Annotated in this window: 15 protein-coding genes; 5 read left to right on the plus strand and 10 right to left on the minus strand. The window is 64.9% G+C overall.

Annotated elements, in window-relative coordinates; all coding sequences use genetic code 11:
* The first annotated feature begins 10 nt into the window (after positions 1-10).
* Positions 11-1,654, plus strand: coding sequence for a dihydrolipoyllysine-residue acetyltransferase (aceF, locus tag AC0KXH_RS17440; protein WP_061339245.1), 1,644 nt, complete (start codon positions 11-13; stop codon positions 1,652-1,654).
* A 74-nt stretch (positions 1,655-1,728) separates the two neighbouring features.
* On the opposite strand, the gene AC0KXH_RS17445 is transcribed toward aceF, so the two are convergent.
* The gene (locus AC0KXH_RS17445) at positions 1,729-2,193 is read right to left on the minus strand and encodes a hypothetical protein (RefSeq protein WP_488223779.1); all 465 of its coding nucleotides are present in this window, start codon (positions 2,191-2,193) and stop codon (positions 1,729-1,731) included.
* A gap of 159 nt (positions 2,194-2,352) precedes the next feature.
* On the opposite strand from AC0KXH_RS17445, the gene AC0KXH_RS17450 reads away from it, so the two are divergent.
* Positions 2,353-5,019 carry a putative bifunctional diguanylate cyclase/phosphodiesterase gene (locus AC0KXH_RS17450; protein ID WP_488224622.1) on the plus strand — a complete coding sequence of 889 codons (2,667 nt, stop codon included), beginning with the start codon at positions 2,353-2,355 and terminating at the stop codon, positions 5,017-5,019.
* A gap of 92 nt (positions 5,020-5,111) precedes the next feature.
* The gene (msrA, locus tag AC0KXH_RS17455) at positions 5,112-5,756 is read left to right on the plus strand and encodes a peptide-methionine (S)-S-oxide reductase MsrA (protein WP_041108227.1); all 645 of its coding nucleotides are present in this window, start codon (positions 5,112-5,114) and stop codon (positions 5,754-5,756) included.
* Between the two features lie 350 nt (positions 5,757-6,106).
* Here msrA and AC0KXH_RS17460 read toward each other — a convergent pair whose 3' ends face one another.
* The 9 genes from AC0KXH_RS17460 to bioB all read right to left on the minus strand — a co-directional run bounded on the left by AC0KXH_RS17460 (position 6,107) and on the right by bioB (position 16,347).
* The gene (locus tag AC0KXH_RS17460; RefSeq protein ID WP_312941455.1) at positions 6,107-7,882 is read right to left on the minus strand and encodes an acyl-CoA dehydrogenase C-terminal domain-containing protein; all 1,776 of its coding nucleotides are present in this window, start codon (positions 7,880-7,882) and stop codon (positions 6,107-6,109) included.
* Between the two features lie 127 nt (positions 7,883-8,009).
* Positions 8,010-9,308, minus strand: a complete 1,299-nt coding sequence (locus tag AC0KXH_RS17465; RefSeq protein ID WP_488223780.1) for a GGDEF domain-containing protein — start codon at positions 9,306-9,308, stop codon at positions 8,010-8,012.
* 136 nt (positions 9,309-9,444) lie between these two features.
* On the minus strand, positions 9,445-11,250 hold the full coding sequence (locus AC0KXH_RS17470) for a phenylacyl-CoA dehydrogenase (protein WP_041108230.1): 1,806 nt from the start codon (positions 11,248-11,250) through the stop codon (positions 9,445-9,447).
* A 204-nt stretch (positions 11,251-11,454) separates the two neighbouring features.
* Positions 11,455-11,706 (minus strand): hypothetical protein, encoded by a 252-nt coding sequence (locus AC0KXH_RS17475; protein ID WP_488223781.1) that lies wholly within the window; start codon positions 11,704-11,706, stop codon positions 11,455-11,457.
* Positions 11,707-11,778: 72 nt separating this feature from the next.
* Positions 11,779-12,477 carry a dethiobiotin synthase gene (gene bioD, locus AC0KXH_RS17480; protein ID WP_488223782.1) on the minus strand — a complete coding sequence of 233 codons (699 nt, stop codon included), beginning with the start codon at positions 12,475-12,477 and terminating at the stop codon, positions 11,779-11,781.
* Between the two features lie 30 nt (positions 12,478-12,507).
* Positions 12,508-13,308 (minus strand): malonyl-ACP O-methyltransferase BioC, encoded by an 801-nt coding sequence (gene bioC, locus AC0KXH_RS17485; RefSeq protein ID WP_043222271.1) that lies wholly within the window; start codon positions 13,306-13,308, stop codon positions 12,508-12,510.
* A gap of 1 nt (position 13,309) precedes the next feature.
* Positions 13,310-14,035 (minus strand): alpha/beta fold hydrolase, encoded by a 726-nt coding sequence (locus AC0KXH_RS17490; RefSeq protein WP_165562623.1) that lies wholly within the window; start codon positions 14,033-14,035, stop codon positions 13,310-13,312.
* Positions 14,028-15,206, minus strand: a complete 1,179-nt coding sequence (gene bioF / locus AC0KXH_RS17495) for an 8-amino-7-oxononanoate synthase (protein WP_488223783.1) — start codon at positions 15,204-15,206, stop codon at positions 14,028-14,030. The genes AC0KXH_RS17490 and bioF overlap by 8 nt, the downstream gene beginning before the upstream one ends.
* Before the next feature lie 85 nt (positions 15,207-15,291).
* Positions 15,292-16,347, minus strand: a complete 1,056-nt coding sequence (bioB, locus tag AC0KXH_RS17500; RefSeq protein WP_041108240.1) for a biotin synthase BioB — start codon at positions 16,345-16,347, stop codon at positions 15,292-15,294.
* A 93-nt stretch (positions 16,348-16,440) separates the two neighbouring features.
* On the opposite strand from bioB, the gene AC0KXH_RS17505 reads away from it, so the two are divergent.
* Together AC0KXH_RS17505 and AC0KXH_RS17510 are read left to right on the plus strand one after the other, a co-directional pair.
* Complete coding sequence (locus tag AC0KXH_RS17505) at positions 16,441-17,145, plus strand: ComFC family protein (RefSeq protein WP_278470392.1); 705 nt, start codon at positions 16,441-16,443, stop codon at positions 17,143-17,145.
* 83 nt (positions 17,146-17,228) lie between these two features.
* On the plus strand, positions 17,229-18,203 hold the full coding sequence (locus AC0KXH_RS17510) for a serine/threonine protein kinase (protein WP_224110455.1): 975 nt from the start codon (positions 17,229-17,231) through the stop codon (positions 18,201-18,203).
* Positions 18,204-18,218 lie beyond the last annotated feature (15 nt).

An 18,218-nucleotide genomic window follows, 5' to 3' on the forward strand; every position in this document is an offset into this window, starting at 1 on the left:
GAGCGAACAAATGAGTGAGTTGATTCGCGTACCCGACATCGGCAGCGGTGAGGGTGAAGTCATCGAGCTGTTCGTCAAGGTCGGCGACCGCATCGAGGCCGATCAGAGCATCCTGACCCTGGAGTCGGACAAGGCCAGCATGGAGATCCCCGCGCCGAAGGCCGGGGTGATCAAGAGCCTGAAGGTCAAGCTTGGCGACAAGCTCAAGGAAGGTGACGAGCTGCTGGAACTGGACAGCGAGGACGGCAGCGCCGCCGAGCCACCAGCAGCCGCAGCCAGCGAGCCGGCCAAGCCGGCCGAAGAGGAAGCGCCGGCACCCGCCGCCGAGGCGCAGGCTCCGGCCGCCGCTGCGGCAGGCACCGAGCAGAGCCAGGAGATCAAGGTGCCGGACATCGGTTCGTCCGGCAAGGCCAAGGTCATCGAGGTTCTGGTGCAGGTCGGCGACCAGGTCGAAGCCGACCAGTCGCTGATCACCCTCGAGTCGGACAAGGCCAGCATGGAGATCCCCTCGCCGGCTGCCGGCGTGGTGGAAAGCCTGACGGTCAAGCTCAACGACGAGGTCGGCACCGGCGACGCCATCCTCACGCTGAAGGTCAAAGGCAGCGCGCCGGCTGCGGCCGAGCAACCGGCCGCCGCACCGGCCCAGGCGCCTGCGGCGCCGCAGCAGAAGCCAGCCGAGCCGCCGGCACAGGCAGCTAGTGCCGCGGCACCGGCGCAGCCGGCTGCCGCACCCAGCCGCGACGGCGCGAAGGTCCATGCGGGCCCGGCAGTGCGCCAACTGGCGCGCGAGTTCGGTGTCGAGCTGGCAGCCGTGAACGGTAGCGGTCCGAAGGGCCGCATTCTCAAGGAAGACGTGCAGCAGTACGTCAAGAGCATGCTGCAGCAGGGCGCGCCGAGCACGGCTGCCGCCAGCGGCGCCGGCATTCCGCCGATTCCGGCAGTGGATTTCAGCAAGTTCGGTGAGATCGAAGAAGTCGAGATGAGCCGCCTGATGCAGATCGGTGCGGCGAACTTGCACCGCAGCTGGCTCAACGTACCGCACGTGACTCAGTTCGAGTCCGCCGACATCACCGAACTGGAAGCCTTCCGTGTGGCGCAGAAGGCGGTCGCCGAAAAGGCCGGCGTCAAGCTCACTGTACTGCCGCTCTTGCTCAAGGCCTGCGCGCACCTGCTCAAGGAGTTGCCGGACTTCAACAGCTCGCTGGCTCCGAGCGGAAAGGCGCTGATCCGCAAGAAGTACGTGCACCTGGGCTTTGCGGTGGATACTCCCGATGGCCTGATGGTCCCGGTGATTCGCAACGTCGACCAGAAGAGCCTGCTGCAACTGGCTGGCGAAGCCGCTGAGCTGGCAGAAAAGGCGCGCAGCAAGAAGCTCTCGCCGGATGCCATGCAGGGCGCCTGCTTCACCATCTCCAGCCTCGGACACATTGGCGGGACCGGTTTCACGCCGATCGTCAATGCGCCGGAGGTGGCGATCCTCGGTGTCAGCAAGGCCACCATGCAGCCGGTATGGGACGGCTCGGCGTTCCAGCCGCGCCTGATGTTGCCGCTGTCGCTGTCCTACGATCACCGCGTGATCAACGGCGCCGCTGCAGCGCGCTTCACCAAGCGTCTGTCGGAGCTGCTCGCGGACATCCGTACGATGCTGCTCTGAGGCAGGCTCGCGCAAAAAGAAGACCCGCCAACTGGCGGGTCTTTTTTTGCTCGCGGGTCAGCGCCGAACCGCTGTCAGCCCTTTTGCAGGTTGCGAATCAGGAACGACAGCGCCTTGGCCAACTCCGCAGCGCCCTGTTGGTCGCGCATGATGCGTACCAGCGGCTCGCCGTCGGCGGGGCTGCTCACGGTGCAGGAGGGTTCCTGCTCCAGGCAGCGATATTCCAGATAAGGATCGAGGCCGAACACTGACAGGCTGCGATTGTGCACGGCGACCTCGCTACCCGGGCCGCGGCGCTCTTCGCGCACGCGCAACTGGCCGGGCGAGCCGAGATCGAGCCGATAGAGCACATCCTGCGCATCAGGCTGGCCGACCTGGTAGCCGGCACGCAGCGCATAGGTTTCCAACAGGCCGTTGCCGTGCGCCAGCAGGGCCTGGCGATCACTGTTGGTGAGGTACAGCCTGCGTAGCTCGGCCAGGTAACGTGCCGACTCTTCGGAGCTCAACTGAAGCGGTTCGGCAGCCGAAGCGCAGAGCATCACAGAACCCGCAATCGCTGCCGTGAATATCCTTGCCAGCCGACTTGTCAGTCCCTGTCGCATAATGCACCCTTGCCTCTCGTTAGTATCAATTGGCTATCGTCAGATGCTAGAGGCCATTTGGCCAACTCGGTCAGCATACTGGAAGCGAACCGCTCGATGAAAATACATACCGATGCCGCCAGCCGCCTGGCGACCGAGGTTGTGACGCAGTTGCCAGTGCCCTCGCGCCTTGGCTTGCTGCGTTTCGAGCGGCTGAACGAGGCCAGCTGGGCACTGCTCTATCTCGATCCGGCATGCGAACAGCAGATGGGTGTCGCCGCCAGCGAGCTCTGCTCGCTGACCGAATCGCCGTATGCCAGCCTGATGGAGCCCTCGGTCCGTCATCGACTGCACGAGCAGATCCAACAGCAGCTGGTTCATGAAAACCACTACCGGGTCAGCTACTGCCTGCATTGCCCCACGGGCACCCTGGAGGTCATCGAAGTCGGCGAGCAGAGCCACCGATATGGCCGAGAACTGCTGGTCGGTTATCTCATCGCCGGTCGCCAGGCAGATTTGCAGCTGGCGATCGAAGCGGAATCGGCGGGCCAGCCCGCCTCGCTCGACGAGTCGCTGGCCACACCCGAGCTGGACCAACTGTTGCGTTCGCGCGCTCAACAGGCGCTGATCGTGCGGCTGGCGCGGCACCGTTACTGCTCGTCGAACCCACAGCTCGAGGCCGCGCAACTGATCACCCAGGCCGCCGTCGAAGCCTTCGACGTGGGGCGAGCGGCGATCTGGCATCTCGACGGCAGCCGGGCCGAAGCCGTTGCGTCCTTCCTGCGCGAGGATGACAGTTTCGAATACCCCGCCCATGTCGATCTGTCGCCCAGCCCCGGTTATCTCGACGCACTGCATAACAGCCGCACGCTGGAAGCCAACGATGTCGCCGACGACCCCCGCCTCGAAGAACTGAATCGAACCTTTTTCGCCCCGCGCGGCATTCGTTCGATCCTTCACGCAGCCATCCGGGTCGGCGGCGAGGTCGCCGGCATCCTGTGTCTTCAGCACAACGGCGCACCGCGCAACTGGCAACCCGACGAGATCACCTTCGCCGGCGAGCTGGCCGATCAATACGCCCAGGTGCTGGCCAACCAACAGCGGGTCAGCGCGACCCACCGCTTGCAGCTGTTTCGCCGCGCCATCGAACAGAGCGCCAGCGCCTTCATCCTTGTCGATCGCGACGGCAGGGTCGAGTACGTCAACCCGAGCTTCACCGGCATCACGCAGTTCTCTGCGGACGAGGTGTGCGGCCGACGCCTGACCGAGCTGTCGGCCATGGAGAACCTCAGCGAACTGCTGTTCGACACCTCTTCGACACTCAGCCATGGCAACAGCTGGCAAGGCGAATTCCGCAGCCGGCGCAAGAACCTGGAGCCCTACTGGGGCCAGCTGTCGATCTCCAAAGTATTAGGTGAGGATGGCGAGCTGACGCACTACATCGGCATCTACGAAGACGTCACCCACAGCAAACTGGCGCAACAGCATATCGAGCGACTGGCCTATACCGATAACCTCACCAGCCTCAGCAACCGGCCGTTTTTCATCCGCAGCCTGGAGGAGCGCTTTGCCGGTAACCGCGAGCCCAGGCTCTGCCTGCTCTTGGTCGACATCGATAACTTCAAGCGGATCAACGACAGCCTCGGCCATCAGACGGGCGACAAGTTGCTGTCGAATCTCGCCCGCCGGCTGCGCAACAGCCTGGCGAGCGGCACGGTGCTGGCACGCTTCGCCAGCAACGAGTTCGCCATCCTGCTGGACGACCAGGAGGTCGACGACGCCCTTCGCTTGGCTGATCAGGTTCTGCATACCCTCGACCGGCCGCTGTTCGTCGACAAGCAGCTGATCAGCGTCAGTGCCTCGCTGGGCCTGGCCTGCGCCCCGTTGCACGGACGCGATCCGGAAACCCTGATGAAGCATGCCGGGCAGGCGCTGCACAAGGCGAAAGCCAACGGCAAGAACCAGGTCCAGATCTTCACCGAGGCGCTGCATGCCGAGGCCAACTACAAGCTGTTCGTGGAAAACAACCTTCGCCGCGCGTTGAACCAGAACGAGCTGGAAGTGTTCTACCAGCCGAAGCTGTGCCTGCGCAGCGGCCGCCTGCAAGGACTGGAAGCCCTGCTGCGCTGGAATCATCCGGAGAAGGGCATGATCCGTCCGGATCAGTTCATCAGCGTCGCCGAAGAAACCGGCTTGATCATCCCGATCGGCAAATGGGTCGTGCGCGAGGCCTGTCGCATGGGCGTATGGCTGGCTTCCAGCGGCCACGGGGCGCCGCAGATCGCGATCAACCTCTCGCCCAAGCAGTTCTCCGACCCCGATCTGGTCGCTTCCATCGCGACCATCCTGCGCGAGGAAAAGCTGCCGCCCAGCCAGCTCGAGCTCGAGCTCACCGAAGGGCTGCTGCTGGCCGCCACCCAGGAAACACGGCAACAGCTCATCGGCTTGAAGGCACTGGGCCTGACGCTTGCCATGGATGATTTCGGGACCGGCTACTCGTCGCTGAGCTACCTGAAGAAATTCCCGATCGATGTCATCAAGATCGACCGCAGCTTCATCAAGGACATTCCGGACATCCAGGACGACATGGAGATCACTTCGGCGGTGATCGCCATGGCCCACAATCTGCGTCTGAAAGTCGTGGCCGAGGGCGTGGAAACGGCCGCGCAGCTTCGCTACCTGCGCAGCCAGCGCTGCGACATTGGTCAGGGCTACCTGTTCGACCGCCCGATCGCCGGCAAGCTGCTCGCCGAACATCTGCGCCGCTATCCGAACTGGTTGTAACACCGCGCGACATCCGCCGGTCCGCATTCGGCTTTCACCGTCGCGCCAGCTTGGGTAGCCTTGAGCGATCGACCGATACCGAGGCCACCGACATGACACTGCGCTCGCAGATTCTCGTTCACCGTCAGGCGTTGCCAACCGCGGAGCAGGCCCTGCCCGGACGTTCGACGCCCATGCCGGTGCCTGGCAGCCATCAGGTCAACGGCCATCCGCTCACCGGCCCGTTTCCGGACGGCTATGGTCGGGCGCTATTCGCCATGGGCTGCTTCTGGGGTGCCGAACGGCGCTTCTGGGAACAGCCGGGCGTGTGGGTCACTGCGGTCGGCTACGCGGGAGGAATTACGCCCAACCCCACCTATGAAGAAGTCTGTTCCGGTCTGACCGGCCATACCGAGGCGGTGCTGGTGGTGTTCGATCCCGGCGTCATCGAGTACGGCCAGCTGCTCAAGCTGTTCTGGGAATCGCACGACCCCACCCAGGGCATGCGCCAGGGCAACGACATGGGAAGCCAGTATCGTTCGGCGATCTACTGTACCGACGCCGCGCAACTTGCCCAGGCGCTCGATAGCCGCCAACGCTTCCAGCAGCAGCTGGACCGCGCCGGCCTCGGGCCCATCACCACGGAAATCGCCGACGCCCCGACGTTCTACTACGCCGAGGCCTACCACCAGCAATACCTGGCAAAGAATCCCGGTGGCTATTGTGGACTAGGGGGCACGGGCGTCTGCCTGCCCTGAGAAGGCCGGGATTAACGCGGCGGAAAAAGAAAACCCCGCGTTAGCGGGGCCTTTGCAGACTGAATTCCGACATCCGTGATCTGCGCCTCCATGGCGCTTTCCTTCTGGTTTCCTTGTTGTGCTAGGCGCGTTTCCCTGCGCAACGTCCATGTGCAAGTAGCCTAACCCGGCGGCCTTGTGAGCCAACAGTCGCCATCTTGCATCGCGCGATGTAAGCCATCACCTACAACCCGCCATCCGTAGCGAAGGCTATAGGCGATGGCTTACATGCACTCGAATTAAGACTCGACTGATGGCGATATCGTTCCACACGCTGGCGAAATAATTTCAGGATGCCTTCAGATTAAGTCTCAGAACTGCCCTGCCTCCAGGAGATAGAGCGACTCGCTGCCGGCGCGCACGCTCGCCGTGAGCGAGTGAATCCTTGGCAGCAGACGGGCAAAGTAGAAGCGCGCAGTGGCCAGCTTGCCCTGATAGAAGTCGTCGCCTTCTCGCCCCATTGCGGCCTTGGCCATCAGCGCCCACATGAAGGCATAGGCGGTGTAGCCGAACACGTGCAAGTACTCGACAGACGCGGCGCCGATCTCGTTTGGCGAACGCTTGGCTTCCTCGAGCAGCCAGCCGGTCAGCTCATCGAGGTTGTTCAACGCGGCCTCGAGTGGCGCGGTGAATTCGGCCATCTCGGCACCCGCCGAACCGATGAACGCCCGAATGTCCTCAACGAACGGCCGGTAGAGCTCGCCGCCGCTACCCACCACCTTGCGCCCCAGCAGATCGAGTGCCTGGATGCCGTTGGTGCCCTCGTAGATCTGCGTGATGCGGCAATCGCGCACCAGCTGCTCCTGCCCCCATTCGCGAATGAAACCGTGACCGCCAAACACCTGCTGGCCATGCACGGTCGTTTCCAGCCCCAGATCGGTCAGGAAGGCCTTGGCCACTGGCGTAAGCAGAGCGACCAGCGCATCGGCACGCTGGCGGACCTCGGTGTCTTCGCTGAACTTGGCGATATCCAGCTGCATCGCCACGTAGGTGGAGAATGCGCGACCGCCTTCGTTCAGCGCCTTCATGGTCAGCAGCATGCGACGCACATCCGGATGCACGATGATCGGATCGGCCGCCTTGTCCTGCGCCACCGGGCCGGTCGGCGCACGGCTCTGGATACGTTCGCGGGCGTACTCGATGGCGCTCTGGTAGGAGCGCTCGCCGGTCGCCAGACCCTGGATGCCTACGCCCAGGCGCTCGTAGTTCATCATGGTGAACATCGCCGCCAGCCCCTTGTTCGGCTCGCCAACCATCCAGCCGGTGGCGCCGTCGAAGTTCATCACGCAGGTAGCCGAGGCCTGGATACCCATCTTGTGCTCGATCGAGCCACACGACAGCGCATTGCGCTCACCCAGCGAGCCATCTTCGTTGACCAGCACCTTCGGCACGAGGAACAGCGAAATACCGCGCGAGCCGGCCGGCGCATCCGGCAGCTTGGCCAGCACCAGATGGATGATGTTCTCGGTCAGGTCGTGCTCGCCCCCGGTAATGAAGATCTTGGTGCCACTGACCTTGTAGCTGCCATCGGCTTGCGGCTCGGCGCGGGTCCGGATCATCCCCAGGTCGGTGCCGGCGTGCGGCTCGGTCAGGCACATCGAGCCGGCCCAGACGCCGGCGTACATGTTCGGCAGATATTTCTGCTTGAGCGCTTCGCTGGCGTGGGCGTAGATCGACAGGCAGGCGCCCGAGGTGAGCATCGGATACAGGCCGAAGGCCAGGCTCGCCGAGTTCATCATTTCCTCGACCTGCGCCGAGATCGCTTTCGGCATGCCCATGCCACCGTAGGCTGGGTCACCGCCCACACCGACCCAGCCACCCTCGGCATAGAGCCGGTAGGCCTCGGGATACCCGGTCGGTGTACTGACCTTGCCGTCCTGCCACCGACAACCCTCCTCGTCACCGCTGCGGTTGAGCGGGGCAATGGTACCGGCAGTGATCTTGCCGGCCTCCTCGAGGATGGCGTCGGCGGTTTCGGCATCCACCACGTCGGCGAGTGCTGGCAGGCTCTGCCAGAGGCGGGGAAGGTCGAAAACCTCGTTGAGCACGAAACGCATGTCGCGCAGCGGCGCTTTGTAATCAGCCATGGGAAATCCTCGCAAGACGCTTATCGACAGCCTTGAACAGGCCGGTCTCCGGAGTCTAACTGAACAACCAATACCGAATTAAGCGTCTTTTTGTGACCGCATGGTTTTGTATGGTCACCGAATAACCCTATCGGTCGAACAACGGCCGCGCGCCCGTACGCACTGCGCCACGGCCGGCGCCGTGGACGCGAACGCAGTTGCGACCGGCCTTCTTGGCGGCGTACAGCGCCTGATCGGCCGCTTTGATCACGTCCTCCGCGCTGCGCTGCTCGCCAAGGCCCGCCGCCACCCCGATACTGATGGTCACCGACACGCTCGCTGCCGCCGCTCGGCCACGGGCTTGCCGGCCCAGCCGATCGTCGCTTGGGCGCTTGCCACGATCGCGCAACTGCAACGGATACTCCTCGATGGCCTGGCGTACGCTCTCCAGGTAAGGCAGGCATTGCTCTATACAGCGCCCGGGAAACAGCAGGGTGAACTCCTCACCGCCATAGCGATAGGCTCGGCCACCGCCCCCGACCTTGCTCAGCCGGCTGGCAACCAGGCGCAGCACCTGGTCACCGACATCATGTCCGTGCGTATCGTTGAAGGCCTTGAAATGATCGACATCGGCCATCGCGACCACATAGCTGCGTCCCAGCCGCTGCAGTCGCTCGTTCAGTGCCCGACGCCCGGGCAGGCCGGTCAGTTCGTCGCGAAATGCCATCAGGTAGGCTTCGTGCGCTATAGCTCCCACGAGCATCAGCATCGCGTGGCTCGCCAGTACATTCAGCGCGAAGGGCCAGGCAAAAGTCTGCGGCAGCATGAACAACAGCGTACCCAGCGCGACCAGGCCGGCCGCATGCGTCGGGCGTGGTTGACGCAGGTACTGAACCAGCAGCACGACCCAGGCCAGCAGAAACGCCGGATACGCCAGTTGGATCAGCGTCAGCCAGGGGAGCTGCAGCATCGGCCAGCGGATCTCCACCAGCCAATCGTGCATGGCGAGCGGAAAGCGCTGCGCCAGCGCAGCCGCCATCACCGTTACGATGAACAGCACCGCAGTTCGGGCAAGTGCCTCCTGCAACAAATGAGTGCGCTCGCGCCAGGCGCCGAACAGACCATATAGCAATGGCAGCAGCAGGCTGCAGAGATGAAAGATCAGGGCCGCATCGGGCCGTAACTGTCCGCTGGCCCGGTAATGGTCGACCTGGTTGTCGAGCAGGAAATAGGCGAGGTAGATCACCGCCAGCATGAAGCCTTCGCGGATCCGCCCGTAGCTCAGGCAAAGGGCGGCACCAAGCAGCAGGAGCAGAGTCGGCAGCACGTTATACAGCGATGCGAAGAATTCGCTCAGGGCGGGCTGGCGCGCCATCACCAGCCCGGTGACGAGCAGGACCGCGGGAGCCGCGAAATGGGATGGGCGAAACGCGTGCGGGCGTGACACAAGCTGACCGTCAGGTTGTGGAGGCTGGCATTTTGCCCTCACCCGACTGGCAAGGCACGTGACGCTTTGGCAAAAAACCAGATGAAATGAAAAAAGGCCGCTGCAATGCAGCGGCCTTTGCTCGACGCCTTCGTCCTCAGAAACCGAGGGCGAAGTCCTCTTCAGCCATATCCATCAGGTTGTCCGCGCCGGAAAGGATCGCCGCCACATGCGCACGGGTGCGCGGCAGGATGCGCCCGTAATAGAAGCGCGCGGTCTGCAGCTTGGCCTTGTAGAAGCCCTCCTCCTCGGTGCCGGCGGCGAGTTTCTCGGCCGCGACACGCGCCATGTCGGCCCAGAAGTAGGCCAGGCAGGCGTAGCCGGAGAACATCAGGTAATCCACCGAGGCAGCGCCTACTTCCTCACGGTTCTTCATCGCCGCCATGCCGATCTTCATGGTCAGCTCGCCCCACTCCTTGTTCAGCTGCGCCAGCGGGCCGACGAATTCCTGGACGGCTTCGTTGCCTTCATTGGCCTGGCAGAACTTGTGAACGATCTTGGTGAAGCCCTTGAGCGCCTCGCCCTGGGTCATCAGCACCTTGCGGCCCAGCAGATCGAGCGCCTGGATCCCGGTGGTGCCTTCGTACAGACAGGAGATGCGGCTGTCGCGCACGTTCTGCTCCATGCCCCACTCGGCAATGAAGCCGTGGCCGCCGTAAATCTGCACGCCGTGGTTGGCTGCCTCGAAGCCGACTTCGGTCATGAATGCCTTGGCAATCGGAGTCAGGAACGCCAGCATCGCGTCGGCCGCCTTGCGCTGCTCTTCGTCGGCGCTGCGCTGCATGACGTCGACCTGCTTGGCCGCGAAGTACAGCATCGCGCGGTTACCTTCGGCGAAAGCCTTCATGGTCAGCAACATGCGGCGCACATCGGGATGCACGATGATCGGGTCGGCTGCCTTCTCCGGCGCCTTCGGCCCGGTCAGCGAGCGCATCTGCAGACGCTCGCGGGCATAGGTAATCCCGCCCTGGAAGGCGACTTCAGCGTGCGCCAGGCCCTGCAGGGCAGTACCCAGGCGGGCGGTGTTCATGAAGGTGAACATGCAGTTCAGGCCCTTGTTCGGCGGGCCGATCAGGAAGCCGGTAGCGCCGTCGAAGTTCATGACGCAGGTAGCGTTGCCATGGATGCCCATCTTGTGTTCGATCGAACCGCAGCTCACGCCGTTGCGCTCGCCAACCTCGCCTGCCGCGTTGGGCAGGAACTTCGGCACGATGAACAGCGAGATGCCCTTGGTACCTTCCGGCGCATCGGGCAGGCGAGCCAGCACGATGTGGACGATGTTCTCGGCCATGTCGTGCTCGCCAGCGGAAATGAAGATCTTGGTACCGGTGACCTTGTAGCTGCCATCAGCCTGCGGCTCAGCCTTGGTGCGCAGCATGCCCAGGTCGGTGCCGCAATGCGGCTCGGTCAGGCACATGGTGCCGGTCCACTGGCCGGAGACCAGCTTGGTCAGGTAGGTCTGCTGCTGCTCGGGGGTGCCATGCTCGTGCAGGGTGTTCATCGCGCCGTGCGACAGCCCCGGGTACATGCCCCAGGACCAGTTGGCTTCGCCGATCATTTCGCTCATGGCCATGCCGAGCGACTCCGGCAGCCCCTGGCCACCGTGCTCGACATCATGCGCCAGGCTTGGCCAGCCGCCTTCGACGAACTGCTGGTAGGCCTCCTTGAAGCCGGTCGGCGTCTTCACCCCGGTCTCGGTCCAGGTGCAGCCTTCGGTGTCGCCGACGCGATTCAGCGGTGCCAGGACCTGCTCGCAGAACTTGGCGCCTTCTTCGAGGATGGCGTTGACCATGTCCGGGGTGGCGTCTTCACAACCCGGCAGGCTCTGATAGTGCGCCTCGTAACCGAGCAGCTCGTCGCGTACGAAACGAATATCGCGCAAGGGGGCCTTGTAGTCGGGCATAGCGTAAACCTCAACGGTTGGTTCTAGTCTGCTGACCGGCAAGCGGTCATGGCGTATGGAGGTGCTCCAACGGAGCGACCATCATCAAACAGGTGTTTGAAACATACGTTTATGGCAGAGCGAATGTCAAGCAGGGGCCATGACGCCGTTCATCGCCTTTCAGAGAGAAATGGGAGGGAAAAACGCCTCGGGAGGCGAGGCGGCTCAGGCCTGAGTGTCGATCAGCGTACCGAGCACTTCATCGGCGCTGCGGATCATGCGCACCGCAGCCATGGCATCGTATTGACCGCCGCGCAACTCGAGCATCTGCTCGCCGAGGTCGGTCAGTGCCAGGGAATTGCTCACAGCTGGCACAGCGGAAGTGGCGATGGCTGCACCGGCGTCGTCGATACGCCGCTGCCCGGCCTGATAGGCCGCCAGCGCCGAACCAAGAAAGCTGTTGATCTGCATGGCCATGCTTGTGAAGTCGTTCTGCCAGCATTCAAGCAGGCATTGGCACGCCTCGCAACCCGGCGTGCCGGATGCGGCTCAGGAATCCGCCGGTATCGAGATGCCCAGCGGCGCCAGCGCCACGTGTTTCGCCACCGTCGAGGCATCCGAGTCCTCCAGCCATGGCACCGTACCCAGGCAGGGTGCGGGCATCAGCTCGCCGAGCGTGGCGAGATTCTCCGCCAATCGTGAGGTGTGCGGATCGACCACATTGGCGATCCACCCAGCAAGGGCAAGGCCGTCGCGGTGGATCGCCTCGGCCGTGAGCAAGGCGTGGTTGATGCACCCCAGCCGCACCCCGACAACCAGCAGCACCGGCAACTGCGACGCGACCGCAAGGTCGGCCAGGGTTTCCCGACCGCTCAGCGGTACGCGCCAGCCACCGGCACCTTCGACGAGGGTGAAATCGGCCCCGCGCGCCAGCACGCGCTCGATGCCCGGTCGCAGGGTCGCAACGCTCAGTTCGACTCCTGCCTCCCGGGCGGCGATGTGGGGAGCGATGGCGGGCTCGAAAGCCAGTGGGTTCACCGCCGAATAGTCCAGCGGCGGATTGCATTGCGCCTGCAGCGCCAGCGCATCGTCGTTGCGCAGGCCCGCGACGGTGTGCCAGGAACCCGAAGCGACAGGCTTGACCGCCGCCGTGGACAGCCCGGCCAGACGCGCGGCGCAGAGCAGACCTGCGGCGATGGTGGTCTTGCCGACATCGGTATCCGTGCCGGCGACGAAAAAGGCTTTCATGCACTTATCCCCGTACGAAAAAGATACCGCTCACTGGCGCTTGCGCAGCACGCCATAGATCGCCTGATAGGTCGCCGGCAGCCCGCTGGCACACCGGAACGACTCATAGGCGGCAACCAGCGCGCGAACGCGGGCGCGCCCGGTGAGGCCACCCGGGCGGCCTGGGTTCAGATTGTGCGCACCGAGCGCCTTGAGTTCCTGGGTCAGCTGACGCAAGTCGTCGAAATAGAGGACCTCGGGGCGAACCTGCAGACTGACCAGTTGCAGACCGCTGGCCTCGCAGAGTGCGCGGTACACCGCCTCGCTACGGAAACGGTTGACGTGGGTAAAGCCATCGACGCGCTGCCAGCTGTCACGCAGCTCAGCCAGTGTCCCGCTGCACAGGCTGCTGAAGGCAAACACTCCGTTGCTGCGCAGCACCCGGTGTGCCTCGCCGAGCACCGAGGAAAAATCCTCGCACCACTGCAGCGCCAGGCTGCTGAAGATCAGATCGGTGCTATCCGCGCGCATCGGCAGCGCTTCGGCATCGCCGGCCACGAAATGCGTCGCGCCGCCACGCGGTCGTGCATAGCGCAGCATGCCCTCGGCGATGTCCAGGGCGACGCCCCGGGCCTCGGCAAAGCGCGAGTGCAGCGCGCGGGAGAAATGCCCGGTGCCACAGCCCAGATCGAGCCAACTGGACGGTTGCCAGTCACGCGGCAGGTCGGCCAGCAGCGTCTCGCCAACCCGTCGCTGCAGCTCGGCGACGGCATCGTAGCTGCTGGCGGCGCGGGAAAAGGATGCAGCGACCTGGCGCTTGTCGGGCAACGCGTGGGACGACAGCTCGGCCAAGTCAGTCCTCCTCGCCGCGCTGCATGAAAGCCAGCATCGCCGTTGCGATGTCCTCGGCACGCTCGAGAGGCAGCGCGTGGCTGGCGTTTTCGATCACGTCGACCTCCACATCCGGTAGCCAGTCGAGCAGCGCCTGCGCAGCGGCCGCTGGCACCAGCGCATCATTGCCGGCGAACAGATGCAGCTGCGGGCCGACGAAGCGGCGCAGCGCCTCGCGCCCGTCGAGCGCAGCCAGCAGCTGCAGCCCGGCATCGAGCGCGGCGACCGGACACTCCAGACGACTGACCTCGAGCTGCCGGGCCAGGGTACGCGCATCGAAGCCGCCCCGACTGGCCAGCAGGCTGAAGCGCTTTCGTGTCTCCTCAGGCCCCAGGCGAAATGCGGCATGAAAGGCCTCGAACACTTCCGCCGGCATCGCCGCGGGCCAATCGTCCCGACTGCGAAAGCAGGGGTTGCTGCACAGCGTGATCAGCCCGTTGCAGGCATCGCCTCGACGTGCCGCCAACTGTGTGGCCAGCATGCCGCCCAGCGACCAGCCGGCCAGCCAGCTGTCGGCTGGCAGCCGGGCATCGAGCTCATCCAGCCAGGCATCGGGATCACCCAGCGTCGGCAAGGAGACAATATCCACCTGCAGATGCGGCCCCCGTTCGCGCAGCAGCTCGGCCAGGGGTTCCAGCGCAGCCGGGCCGAACGCCCAGCCAGACAACAGCATCAGTCGGTCACGCATCTTCAGCCTCCTTGACGAGTTGGCGCCAGCTCTCGGCCAGCGCCTGCAGCAGGCGCTCGAGCTGCGCTTCGCTGTGCGCCGCGCTGAGCGTGATGCGCAGGCGCGCACTGCCGGCCGGAACCGTTGGCGGGCGAATCGCCCCTACGAGGATGCCGCGCTCGCGCAGCAGGGCGGACAGCCGCAGCGCGCGGGCGCTGTCGCCGATCAACACAGGCTGGATGGGCGTCGGGCTGTCCATCAGGGTCAGCCCGATCTGCGCCGCGCCTTCGCGCAGACGCGCCACCAGCCGCTGCAGATGCTCGCGCCGCCAGCCCTCGCTACGCAGGAGTTCCATGCTCTTGAGTGTGGCACAGGCAACGGCAGGCGGCTGGCTGGTGGTATAGATGTACGGCCGGGCGAACTGGATCAGCGTCTCGATCAGCTCGTCGCTGCCGGCAACGAAAGCGCCGGCGGTTCCGAACGCCTTGCCGAGCGTGCCGACCAGTACCGGCACATCGTCCAGCTCGAGGCCGAAATGCTCGACGACCCCAGCGCCGCTGGCCCCCAAAGCACCGAAACCATGGGCATCATCGACCATCATCCAGGCACCGTGCCGCCTGGCCTGGGTGCACAGCGCCGGCAGCTCGGCCAGGTCGCCATCCATGCTGAACACGCCATCGGTCACCACCAGCGTGCTGCCTTCGGCCTTGCCCAGGCGCTTGCCGAGGCTCTCGGCGTCGTTGTGCAGGTAGCGCGAGAAGCGTGCCCCGGAGAGCAGGCCGGCATCGAGCAGCGAGGCATGGTTGAGTCGGTCCTCGAGCACCGTATCGCCCTGCCCCACCAGCGCGGTAACCGCGGCCAGGTTGGCCATGTAGCCGGTGGAGAACAGCAGCGCGCGCGGCCGACCGGTGAACTCGGCCAGCGCCTCCTCCAGTTCGTGATGCGGCCCACTGTGACCGATCACCAGATGCGAAGCGCCGCCACCCACGCCCCACTTCGCCACGCCGTCCTGCATGGCTCGGATCACCTCGGGATGGTTGGCCAGCCCGAGGTAGTCGTTGGAACAAAAATTCAGCAGGCGCTGGCCATCGACCACCACCTCGGGGCCCTGGGGGCTGGCAAGCAGCGGGCGCTGGCGATACAGATGCTCCGCGCGGCGGGCGGCGAGGCGGGCTTGAAGATCGAAGGGCATGTACGGTTACCGTAGGAGCGAGTCTGCTCGCAGACGAGGTCTGGCACCTGCTTCGCGCGCGAACTCGCTCCTACAAAAGGGCCGGTCAGGCAGTGGCGTCGTAGAACAGTTTGGAATCGCGCTGCTCGATCAGCGCCTGCTCGATGGCCGCCTGGTGCACCTCGTCGTCATGCTCATGGCGCTCCTCGGGCTGGATGCCCAGGCGCTTGAACAGCTGCATGTCCTTGTCGGCCTGCGGGTTGCCGGTGGTCAACAGCTTCTCGCCGTAGAAGATCGAGTTGGCGCCGGCGAAGAAGGCCAGGGCCTGCATCTGCTCGTTCATCTGCTCGCGCCCGGCGGACAGGCGCACATGGGATTTCGGCATCATGATGCGCGCCACGGCGAGCATGCGGATGAAGTCGAACGGATCGACGTCCTGCTCTTCGGCCAGCGGCGTGCCCTTGACCTTGACCAGCATGTTGATCGGTACCGATTCCGGATGCTCGGGCAGGTTGGCCAGCTGGATCAAAAGGCCGGCGCGGTCGTCCAGCGACTCGCCCATGCCGAGGATGCCACCCGAGCAGATCTTCATCCCCGCCTCGCGCACGTAGCTCAGCGTCTCCAGACGCTCGGCGTAGGTGCGGGTGGTGATGATGTTGCCGTAGAACTCCGGCGAGGTATCCAGGTTGTGGTTGTAGTAGTCCAGGCCCGCTGCGGCCAGGGCGCGGGTCTGCTCCTGATCGAGCTTGCCGAGGGTCATGCAGGTTTCCAGGCCCATGGCCTTGACGCCCTCGACCATCTTCAGCACGTAGGGCATGTCCTTGGCCGACGGATGCTTCCAGGCCGCGCCCATGCAGAAGCGCGTCGAGCCGATGGCCTTGGCCTCGGCGGCGGCCTCGAGCACCTTCTGCACTTCCATCAACTTTTCCTTGTCCAGACCGGTGTTGTAATGGCCGGACTGCGGACAGTACTTGCAGTCTTCCGGGCAGGCGCCGGTCTTGATCGAGAGCAGTGTGGAGACCTGCACGCGGTTGGCGTCGAAATGCTGGCGATGCACCGTCTGCGCCTGGAACAGCAGGTCATTGAAGGGCTGGGAGAAGAGCGCCTTGACCTCCTCGAGGGTCCAGTCGTGGCGAATGACGGAAGCGGACGTGGCGCTCATGGCTGTTCCTTGTAATAAATAGCGGCTCGCGGGCCTGGCACGGATGCGGAATGGTTAGCCAAGGCCCGGAAGCTGTCAACCAGGAATGGAATCATGGTTTACAAGTGGCTAACTATTGAGCAATTTTGCCTATTGTGTGACGAGGCCATCGGCGACGGAGCGTTTTGCCACGCCTGTGAACGAGAGCTGCCATGGCTCGGCGGTCACTGTGCGATCTGCGCCCTGCCGCTGCCGACCGCGGGCCTGGCGTGTGGTGAATGCCTGCGCCATCCGCCCGCCTACGATCGGGTGGAGGTGCCCTGGCGCTTCGCCTTTCCGGTCGACACCCTGATCAATCGTTTCAAGCACCAGGCGCGCTGGCCCCTGGGTCGCGTCCTGGCCGACGGCCTCGCGGGCCATCTGCGGCACGCCTTCGGCGAAGGGCTCGAACGCCCGGATGCGCTGCTGCCGGTGCCGCTGGCGCGCCGGCGTCTGCGCCAGCGCGGTTTCGACCAGGCCAGGATGCTCGCCGCCTGGCTGGGTGCATCGCTGGCACTGCCGGTCGACACGAGCCTGCTGCGACGCCACCAGGACACCGCACCGCAGCAGGGGCTGGATGCGGCCAGTCGCCGGCGCAACCTGCGCCACGCGTTCACCCTGGCGAGCGATGCCCAGGTGCGCGAGCGGCACTTCGCCCTGGTCGACGACGTGCTCACCACCGGAGCTACCGCCAGCACACTGGCACGCCTGCTCAAGCGAGCCGGCGCGGCGCGGGTGGACGTCTACTGCCTGGCCCGAACGCCCAAGCCGGGGGATTGAGTGTGTCGTCGTGCACGGTGGAAATTCGCTGCGCGAGAGTCATGCCCTACGTACACTGCACGGCCCAACTCGCGGAGCCGGTCATGTCCCATCCCTTCGACAACCTCACCCCCGACCTGGTCCTCGATGCCGTGGAAAGCCTCGGCTTTCTCAGCGACGCCCGTGTACTGGCGCTCAACAGCTATGAGAACCGTGTCTACCAGGTGGGCATCGAGGATGCCGAACCGCTGATCGCCAAGTTCTACCGCCCCGCCCGCTGGAGCGATGCGGCGATCCTCGAGGAGCACCAGTTCAGCCTGGAGCTGGCCGAACATGAGGTGCCGGTGGTGGCGCCGCTCGCGCGCAACGGCACGACGCTGTTCGAACACGCCGGCTTTCGCTTCGCCCTGTTCCCGCGGCGTGGCGGTCGTGCGCCGGAGCCGGGCAACCTCGATCAACTCTATCGCCTCGGCCAATTGCTCGGGCGCCTGCATGCGGTGGGCGCCAGCCGGCCGTTCGCGCACCGCGAAAGCCTCGGCGTGCAGAACTTCGGCCATGATTCGCTCACCACCCTGCTCGAGGGCGACTTTGTCCCCCGCAGCCTGCGCCCGGCCTATGAATCGGTGGCACGCGACCTGCTCAAGCGGATCGAGGACACCTTTGCCCAGGTGCGATTCACGCCGATTCGCCTGCATGGCGACTGCCACCCGGGCAACATCCTGGCCCGCGACGAAGTCTTCCACCTCGTCGACCTGGACGATTGCCGCATGGGGCCGGCCGTGCAGGACCTGTGGATGATGCTCGCCGGCGAGCGTCACGAACGGCTCGGCCAACTGGCCGAACTGGTGGATGGCTACCAGGAATTCCACGATTTCGCCCCGCGCGAGCTGCCGTTGATCGAGGCCCTGCGCGCCCTGCGGCTGCTGCATTACAGCGCCTGGCTGGCGCGGCGCTGGGACGACCCGGCGTTCCCCATGAGCTTTCCCTGGTTTGGCAGCGAGCGCTACTGGGGCGACCAGGTGCTGATCCTGCGCGAGCAGATGTCGGCGCTGCAGGAAGAGCCGCTCAGACTGTTCTGAGACGGCCAAGCGGGG

The sequence above is a fragment of the Stutzerimonas sp. CXK-1 genome, assembly GCF_057738225.1.

Bases quoted from the DNA above. Each gene is read 5' to 3' on its own strand.
- msrA (WP_041108227.1), top strand. From the start codon at position 5,112: ATGACACTGCGCTCGCAGATTCTCGTTCACCGTCAGGCGTTGCCAACC.
- bioF (WP_488223783.1), bottom strand. From the start codon at position 15,206: ATGCCCTTCGATCTTCAAGCCCGCCTCGCCGCCCGCCGCGCGGAGCAT.
- AC0KXH_RS17475 (WP_488223781.1), bottom strand. From the start codon at position 11,706: ATGGCCATGCAGATCAACAGCTTTCTTGGTTCGGCGCTGGCGGCCTAT.
- AC0KXH_RS17490 (WP_165562623.1), bottom strand. From the start codon at position 14,035: ATGCGTGACCGACTGATGCTGTTGTCTGGCTGGGCGTTCGGCCCGGCT.
- AC0KXH_RS17450 (WP_488224622.1), top strand. From the start codon at position 2,353: ATGAAAATACATACCGATGCCGCCAGCCGCCTGGCGACCGAGGTTGTG.
- aceF (WP_061339245.1), top strand. From the start codon at position 11: ATGAGTGAGTTGATTCGCGTACCCGACATCGGCAGCGGTGAGGGTGAA.
- AC0KXH_RS17460 (WP_312941455.1), bottom strand. From the start codon at position 7,882: ATGGCTGATTACAAAGCGCCGCTGCGCGACATGCGTTTCGTGCTCAAC.
- AC0KXH_RS17470 (WP_041108230.1), bottom strand. From the start codon at position 11,250: ATGCCCGACTACAAGGCCCCCTTGCGCGATATTCGTTTCGTACGCGAC.
- AC0KXH_RS17510 (WP_224110455.1), top strand. From the start codon at position 17,229: ATGTCCCATCCCTTCGACAACCTCACCCCCGACCTGGTCCTCGATGCC.
- AC0KXH_RS17445 (WP_488223779.1), bottom strand. From the start codon at position 2,193: ATGCTCTGCGCTTCGGCTGCCGAACCGCTTCAGTTGAGCTCCGAAGAG.
- bioB (WP_041108240.1), bottom strand. From the start codon at position 16,347: ATGAGCGCCACGTCCGCTTCCGTCATTCGCCACGACTGGACCCTCGAG.
- bioD (WP_488223782.1), bottom strand. From the start codon at position 12,477: ATGAAAGCCTTTTTCGTCGCCGGCACGGATACCGATGTCGGCAAGACC.
- AC0KXH_RS17505 (WP_278470392.1), top strand. From the start codon at position 16,441: ATGGTTTACAAGTGGCTAACTATTGAGCAATTTTGCCTATTGTGTGAC.